General features: G+C 49.7%; 4 protein-coding genes. 1 reads left to right on the top strand and 3 read right to left on the bottom strand.

The genetic code is table 11. From position 1 onward, the window contains the following. Positions 1-825: 825 nt before the first annotated feature. Genes AC2FFE_RS19125 through AC2FFE_RS19115 form a run of 3 tightly spaced genes read right to left on the bottom strand, consistent with a single transcriptional unit; the run spans position 826 to position 4,260 of the window. On the bottom strand, positions 826-2,835 hold the full coding sequence (locus AC2FFE_RS19125) for a BbrUII/HgiDII family restriction enzyme (protein WP_496847419.1): 2,010 nt from the start codon (positions 2,833-2,835) through the stop codon (positions 826-828). Next, the gene (locus tag AC2FFE_RS19120; RefSeq protein ID WP_496847418.1) at positions 2,813-3,892 is read right to left on the bottom strand and encodes a DNA cytosine methyltransferase; all 1,080 of its coding nucleotides are present in this window, start codon (positions 3,890-3,892) and stop codon (positions 2,813-2,815) included. Before AC2FFE_RS19120 ends, AC2FFE_RS19125 begins: the two co-directional genes overlap by 23 nt. Positions 3,893-3,936: 44 nt before the next feature. Beyond that, complete coding sequence (locus tag AC2FFE_RS19115) at positions 3,937-4,260, bottom strand: hypothetical protein (protein ID WP_496847417.1); 324 nt, start codon at positions 4,258-4,260, stop codon at positions 3,937-3,939. A 673-nt stretch (positions 4,261-4,933) separates the two neighbouring features. On the opposite strand from AC2FFE_RS19115, the gene AC2FFE_RS19110 reads away from it, so the two are divergent. Next, entirely contained in the window at positions 4,934-5,860 is a 927-nt protein-coding gene (locus AC2FFE_RS19110; RefSeq protein WP_496847416.1) for a tyrosine-type recombinase/integrase, read from the top strand. The last annotated feature ends 153 nt before the right edge of the window (positions 5,861-6,013 follow it).

Genomic DNA, 6,013 nt, shown 5'->3' with positions numbered 1-6,013 from the left:
CCGAAGGTCTTCCTATCCGCAATCGCACTCGCAGCTACCGTCCTGTTCTGGCTGTAATTTAATGAGTCTGGAGCCTAGATTTCCGTCATCAACGAACCTGTATTGCGGTTTCAGATGACAATGTGATCGTATGGACCAGCATATACAAATTTGAATTGAGGTTAAGGTTGGTTGAACCAGATTTTTTGCTGTTAAATGTTAAGCTTGCGAAGCTTGTGAATGCCGTCAGGGCGGAGCGATCGAAGGCCTACTGTCTCTCAATTTGGAGTGATTTCATTCGCACCCGGGACGGGTTACGGTGTGTCGACTGTCATTCAACAGATCGGTTGTCAGCACATCATATCTTTAGGAAAGTTCTGGCCCCGCCAGCACAGTTCGACCCTGGAAACGGGATAACACTATGCAGGGAATGCCACAAAAAATGCCATGCAGGCTTTAACCGGCGGCCTGATCTATCTCTGCCAGTAGACGCAGAGGGTGGAGAAAAGCTGGATTCCATGGAACGATTGTACGGTATTCTGCACCAAGACTCTGTGGAACGAGGCTTGGTTTATGAGCCATTCTATTCAATCAGCGAAAGAGTTATTTCTACGTTGAAGAAAATGCAGGGCTACAGCGCGGATGACTGTTTCCCTGGTTCGACACTTCAACAGGCCTGCATGATTCTTGCCACTTGTGAGAGACAAATGAGGGATGCCATTTTGGCATCCAACGGCTTCGACGTTGGACCCGATCCAATCCTGCCTGGATCAGTGCGCATCCTTTTCAAATAGCCTGCGTACGTGATGACATTAGAGGGCAGTCGCGCATCAAAGCAAAAGATGGCTAGATTTTTTGAAGGATAGTTTCTAACCCTCCAACTTCCTGGCTCGCATCCAAATAGGATTGGTAGGCGTTGGTAGCGTCGGAGATCAGCTCTTCGTAAGTTATTATTTTCGCGTTTTGTTGTGCCATAGATTGACGATCTTCCTCGTCGTAACCGGTCGGGAGTTTTGAAATGAGCAAGTAGATATCGAGGGGTGGGATAGGTTTGTTCGGATGCTTATCGCGATAATACTGCGTTACTGCCTTTCGATATTTCCTGGCCTGTTTCGAAAGATCGTCAAAGTTCAAATTTTCCAGTCTTGGCCGTTTGAGCTCAACGACGATATGCCGACCGCTGCTTGCACGGTAGGAAATATCAAGTCTTGCACCTGATGAACCAGGGTCAATTTTCTTTATTTCTTTGGTAAGTGTCAGCTCCATTTCGGCCCGTCCTGAAACCCGATCCCATGCGGGGTCAAGCAACCAGAGATGGTCAAAAAGATATTGTTGCGCAACTTTTTCGAGGGCATCTTTGTCGTCTTTGATGCTCTTGAATTTCTTAATTATTTCAAGGCGCTGCTTGGTAATATCTGCGTAGGCGGCTTCCTCAACTTCACTAAGGCTTCCGAAAATCGCCGCGAACTCAGGCCCTAGAACATCTGTGATGTGTTCGAGTTCATCAAGCTTCTTCTTGATCCTTAGTTTCTCAAAGCCGATGATTGAACCACGATAGAGATTGGCTTTGGCCTCATCATTCTTTTTTTCATCTGAATGAACTATCGAATTTTGGATAGACGTCATCATCCGTCTTGCTAATCGCTGGTCGCGTTTATCCTCAAGGCCATCTAGCCACTCAATCACTGCGTCATTTCCAGGTGTGCCGCTGTTCAAACCCAAGGCTAGCCGCCAATCATCCCATTGGCCGCCAATGTCCTCCAAAGTCGACATAGCAAACCCCATGAGTGCACGGTACTTTGGGTCGTCTCTCTTGATTGCCTCGCGGCTAGCAGTTGCCCGGTCGGTGTCGTCTTCGTCTAGAAAATCGGCATGAATTTCGCCGACAAGGTAGCTCTGATAGTACTTTGCACTATTCAGATTGTTCAGAACGTTTTCTGCAAATACGCGACCGTTTGCGAAGATTGAAAGAGCGTTGGCGCTATCCTCTTTCGATCCAAGGTCTTTAGGCTTAAACACACTCGCTATATAGCCTTTGACCTGAACGCTGCTTCCGTCGAGAAGGGTGAGGCCTGCAGGCAAGAGTTTTTTGCAAGTTTCCTTTGGGTCTTCCATGGTTTCGGCGATATTAGGTGCCAATTTAGTCAGCCGATCCATGGTATCTTGATCAAATGCCCAAAGGAACTGAACCTTGTCGTAAATGTTCCGATCTGCCTCCGTGATTTCGCGACCCTGCAGATGTACACGAAAATTATGTTTAGGTCCCAATATGCTGAAGCGTCGGGCGAGCCTGGTTCTCAGAAAGCTCTCTGTGCGATTGAGTGTTTTTAGGACTTTCGTTAACTCAATCCGAGTGCCCTTACCGTGTCGCAATGACTTAGGCTTGAACTCGTCGAGAACAATTGCCTGCCTGTTCTCTAAGTTCTTCTTGAGATCCGGCACATCTACTTCGAACGCGATCAACTCTCCGCCTGCTTTTTGAGAAGTCACGCGCACAAAATCTGAAAGGGCAAACATCGACAGTTTGCCAATGCCTTTACGTCCCATCACTCTGCGTTTGCCGTTAGAACTCATGTTTGATGAGGAAACGATCCTGCGCGAGTAGCCTACATGCAAAAACTTTCTTCTAATGTCCTTGGCGTCCATTCCATGACCATCATCTTCAATGACGATGGTGTCTTTGGCATCGTCAATGGTGATCCAAACATTGTTTGCTTCGGCATCCCAAGCATTTGCGACAAGTTCTGTCAGGGCAGCCGGGGTTGAACTGTATAAGCCCACTCCGAGATGGTTGATAACGTTCAGATCGACTTCAAACTTAAAATTATGCTTGTTAGGCAATGTGTTGGCTTTCATGTTCTGTGATGTGCTGCTGAATTGATTTGCCGATTACGAAACCAAGTTGGACGGGGACTGCGTTCCCGATAAGTCGCCCAACCGGAGAAAATTCTGGAATTTCGCCTTCCGGGACAAATTTGTAATCGTCGGGAAACGATTGGAGGATCGCCATTTCCCTCAAAGTTAAGGACCGATCTTGTTCGGGATGCCCATATCGACCAGTCCCAAAGCTATATGACTGAGTCGTCATGGTGCCTGATGGTTTGTCCCATTCCATGCGTCCGTAGACACTTTTGTAAGTCGAGCCACCAGGTTTTTTGTGACATTCTAGTAGAAGCTCACTAGGCCAGTCTTCCCAAGTCCCTCCGGGCTTGGAACTCTTCATCCTTCTTAGATTGATCGCGGTAAGTGACTGGGCTCGGTGCAATGTATCATAACTGCTGGTTTCACCTGCAGCGACTGGGGGCAAATGCCCTATGGCTTGCCTAACTGATTTCTGTGTTACGCCCATTTCTTCTGGCGAAATAATTCGGATCGGCCCTAGCCTTGAAGCGAGCAATACTAGCCGCTTGCGTTTCTGGGGAACCCCGTAGCGTGAGGCATCCATAATTTTGAAAACCAAGGAGTAATCCAGCTTCTTAAGTTCGGCGACAAATTCGTCAAAGATTTCTTCCTTTTGGAGAACCGGAACGTTCTCCATGGTTACTAGGTCCGGCTGAATATCCGAAACGACACGTCCGAATTGGCGCAGCAACGGCCACTTGCTGCTTTTTCTTCTATCACTTCCGTTGCTTAACGTCGAAAACGGCTGGCACGGCGCGCAACCTGCAATCAGGGAGTATTTCGGTGATTTGAAATGGGATTTCAGTGCTTCAGAGCTAGTTTCGGCAAGGTCCTCGCCAAGAAAAGTAGCTTCAATGTTCTCAGTGAACGGGTATTCGCACTTTTTGTCAAAATCCAGCCCAGCAACGACACCGATGCCTGCCTGCTTAAGGCCGCATGACAGCCCGCCCGCTCCACAAAACAGGTCAATTGCTTGAATGTCGGTTTGAATAGATTGTTGCCCGTTGGTCATTTTTTGCCTCGTTGAGTCATATTTTTGCTAATGACTCGCATTCCCTATTTTTCAATTTTTGTTGTTCCCTCAATGGTTTCCATGCGCGTCTCCAAATCGGCGGCAATACCTTCGTAGAGGGCAGCTTGTTTGTCGCGTAAAGAACCTGGCTTCGGCTGCCGTCTGCGGATTCTTGCGGCGAGCCAGTACAGAATTTTTGCTGCCGGGTCCGAAACTTTCTCGGGTTTTGGGAGTGGATATTTCTCCTCAAGCGCCGTCACAATTTCTTGGGATAGACTCCGGCGGTTCAGCGCCGCCTGTTCTTCCACGCGAGCCTTCAACGGTGCGGGCAGCATAAGTTTGAATTGTAGCAAATCAGCGTCTTTCATGAGCGCACAATGGACAAATTTTGTCCTTGATGCTAGGGACATTTTATGTCCAAATGAAGGACATGAAATGTCCGGAGGTGGTTGTGTTGCAGGTTCAGTTCAAGGTAAATTTGCCCGTTGATGTAAAAGCTTGGCTGGAGGTTGAGGCTAAAAAAAACATCCGATCACAGGGGGCACAAATAGTAGCTTGCCTGCGAGCTGCGATGTCTGAGAGCGCGACGCGGCCACCGGCGGAGGACCAAGATGTTAAGTGAAATACGTCTGATTTCTTCGCGTGAGCTGGCTAGATCTTTAGGGTATTGCGAGCCGAATGCAGCGTTCTATGAATTCTGCCGCAACATGGGAATTCTGCCGGTGCCTGGTAGAAGAGGATGGTACGACCCCAAATTGGTACGAATGAAACTTGATTTGGTGCAAGGGTTAAGTGCGGCGATAGCCGGTGTAGATGATGAATGTGACTTGGTCGAAGCGAGGAGGGCGAGAATTGCCGCCACCTAGTCTCCCCAAAGGTGTTCACAGGGTCAAAAAGGTAACCAAGAATGGCCCACTCTACTATTTCTATGCTTGGCGCGGTGGTCCGAATTTCTGGACCTCCGCTGTTCGAGATCCACGAGACCCTGAGTTTTTGATAGCGTTTGCGGATGCTGTACGAACGCAGTTTTCAAGCCAGTACATGACCCCGCAGATGGTGGATGATTTTCTCGACAGCACTGCTATGCCGACGGGTGAGCGAACCAAAGCTGACTACCGGTTATGGGCATTGCGCTTTGCTCATGAGTTTGCTGACGATCCAGCGAAACTTTGGGAGAACCCAAAATCTCGGGGTGAACTAAATGAGTGGCGGGCAAAGTGGAAAGACTCGCCAAAGCAGCATGACTATGCGGGCACGGTAGCTGTACGCATTCTCAATTGGGCGCGGGATGAGGGCAAAATTGCAGCCCACTACTGCGACCGTCTTCACCGCATTTATACAGTAGACCGGGCAGAGATCGTTTGGACGGACGCAGACCAACGGTATTTCAAAGAAGCCGCACCGTCCTGGGTGCAACGCGTGATGACGCTCGCATGCGAGACCGGGCTTAGGCCTGCAGATCTTGTGCGACTGACGCGGGGCAACCTTGAAAGCTTCGATGGAATCGATCGTTTTCGGGTTCGGACGCAGAAGAGGGGGCGCGTGGCACATATTCCTGTAACGCCTGAACTTCGGCAGCTGATCGATGAAACACCTGCGGATCAGCTTGTTTTGTTGGTCAATGATCGGAACAAACCGCTCAAGCCCACGTCTGCAAGTCGAGCCATTGCGCGCTACCGGGATCGCATTGCCGACAAGCTGAGCGATCCGACGCTTAGGCTCCAGGATACGCGCGGAACGGCTGCGACACGGCTCTTGCGTGCGGGGCTGGGTCTTAACCAAATCGCCAATCACATGGGCTGGTCGCTTCGCTACGCCGCCGCTGTGATCGAACATTATGCCGCCGTTTCGCCTGCCGAGAGCGCGGAAGTCCTAGACTTACTGGAGCGCGAAAAGCAGCGCCGCGAGGGCAAAACTGTAAACGCAACTGTAAACGCCCCCGATGGGGCAATGAGAGGAGGCAGCTAAGTGCTTGAAAGTAAATGGAGGCGAGTACCGGAATCGAACCGGTGTACACGGATTTGCAATCCAGAAAGAGCGCAAGCGAAAACAACGACTTAAGGGTGCAAATCACCCCCTGATAAAAGGTGAACAAAAAGCGAAAGTTTCAAAGCCACGTGC

It is taken from the genome of Ruegeria sp. YTSA168, from assembly GCF_059610045.1.
Note: the sequence above shows the minus strand (reverse complement) of the source record. Positions and strands in the feature narration are given on the sequence as shown.

What these genes read in the sequence shown, in the direction of transcription:
- AC2FFE_RS19125 (WP_496847419.1), bottom strand. Translation starts at nt 2,835, where the DNA reads ATGAAAGCCAACACATTGCCTAACAAGCATAATTTTAAGTTTGAAGTC.
- AC2FFE_RS19120 (WP_496847418.1), bottom strand. Translation starts at nt 3,892, where the DNA reads ATGACCAACGGGCAACAATCTATTCAAACCGACATTCAAGCAATTGAC.
- AC2FFE_RS19115 (WP_496847417.1), bottom strand. Translation starts at nt 4,260, where the DNA reads ATGAAAGACGCTGATTTGCTACAATTCAAACTTATGCTGCCCGCACCG.
- AC2FFE_RS19110 (WP_496847416.1), top strand. Translation starts at nt 4,934, where the DNA reads ATGACCCCGCAGATGGTGGATGATTTTCTCGACAGCACTGCTATGCCG.